Genomic DNA, 1,540 nt, shown 5'->3' on the forward strand with positions numbered 1-1,540 from the left:
GTCGTCCGTGAAGAATACGGGTCGGTCTGAGAAGTAAGCAGAATTGGTCTTGATGTAGTATTCGATTTTGCAGGAAAGTGGGGTGCTGGACCTCGTTTTCCTGCGTTTTGGGATTTTGCTTTTGGGCGATTCGTGATTCCCTGATGTCGGGTCATCGGCATTGGGGAAGGCGATGAGCAAACCGCGGGACGATCGCCAGAAAGACCTGCTGCTTCCGGCGCTCGATCAGATCATCGACTTGGGTCACCCGCTGGTGCGGTTGGCGGCGCTGATCGACTGGAAGTTTCTGGATGAGCGCTTTAGTTCGGTCTGCCAAACAGGGGTGGGGCAGCCTGGCTTGCCGACGCGGCTCGTGGCCGGCCTGTTCATTCTGAAGCACATGCACAACTTGTCGGATGAGGTGCTGTGCGCCCGCTGGATCGAGAACCCCTACTACCAATACTTCTGCGGCGAATTGAGCTTCTGCCACCGTCTGCCGTTCGATCGATCGTCGATGACCCGTTGGCGCCAGCGGCTGGGCGAGGAACAGCTTGTCGCGCTGATCCAAGAAAGCCTGTCGGTGGCGCACAAGACTGGCGCCATCGGCCCCAAGGACCTGGAGCGGGTGGTCGTCGATACCACGGTGCAGCCCAAGGCCGTTGCGCATCCGACTGATGCGCGTCTGATGCATAGGGCACTCACCAAGCTCGTCGGGCTCGCCAAGCGAAGCCACGTGCCGCTGCGCCAGAGCTATCTGCGCCTGGCCAAGCGCGCCGCCATCATGACCGGCCGCTATAGCCACGCCCACCAGTTCAAACGCGCGCGGCGGCAGCTCAAGTTCCTGCGGACACGGCTTGGTCGGATTATCCGCGACATCCGCCGCAAGATTGATGGCGATACGGTGCTTGAAGCTCGCTTCGGCCCGTTGCTCGGTTTAGCGCAGCAGGTGCGCAGCCAGGATCAGCATCAGCGCGGTCCGAAGGTCTATGCGTTACATGCTCCGGAGGTTGAGTGCATCGGCAAGGGTAAAGCCCGCGCGCCCTACGAGTTCGGCTGCAAGGTCAGCATCGCCACCCCTGTGACGTCTCCGAAGGGTGGCCAGTTCGTGATCCATGCCAAGGCCCTGCATGGCAATCCCTTCGATGGGCACACGCTCGGTCCCGTAATCGCCGACATGGAGAAGCTCACCGGGGTGGAGGCTCGCCGTATCCACGTCGACAAAGGATATCGCGGTCACAACCACCCGCATCGGTTCAGGGTCTGGATCTCGGGTCAGGTCCGCCGCGTCACAGCTCCCATCCGTCGCGAGATGAAGCGTCGCGCGGCTGTCGAGCCCGTCATCGGCCACGTCAAGGCCGAGCACCGCATGGACCGCAACTATCTCAAAGGCCGCGTCGGCGACCGCATCAACGCCGTCCTCGCCGCCGCCGGCTACAACTTCGGCCTGCTCCTGCGGTGGCTCGCAGAACTCTTGCGTGCCATTATCCGGGCGTTCACCGAAACTGTCCCTGCCCAAAAGATCGCTTAAATCAGCGCTCTCCCGCCTTCTTCACGGACGACT

At 61.7% G+C, this 1,540-nt stretch carries 1 protein-coding gene; it reads left to right on the forward strand.

Features of this window, described 5'->3' with window-relative positions; translation table 11 throughout:
* Window positions 1–172 precede the first annotated feature (172 nt).
* The gene (locus I6F16_RS37400; RefSeq protein WP_225174765.1) at window positions 173–1,507 is read left to right on the forward strand and encodes an IS5 family transposase; all 1,335 of its coding nucleotides are present in this window, start codon (window positions 173–175) and stop codon (window positions 1,505–1,507) included.
* Window positions 1,508–1,540 lie beyond the last annotated feature (33 nt).

The organism is Bradyrhizobium sp. IC4060 (genome assembly GCF_020193715.1).
Classification (GTDB): domain Bacteria; phylum Pseudomonadota; class Alphaproteobacteria; order Rhizobiales; family Xanthobacteraceae; genus Bradyrhizobium; species Bradyrhizobium yuanmingense.

Bases quoted from the DNA above. Each gene is read 5' to 3' on its own strand.
- I6F16_RS37400 (WP_225174765.1), top strand. From the start codon at position 173: ATGAGCAAACCGCGGGACGATCGCCAGAAAGACCTGCTGCTTCCGGCG.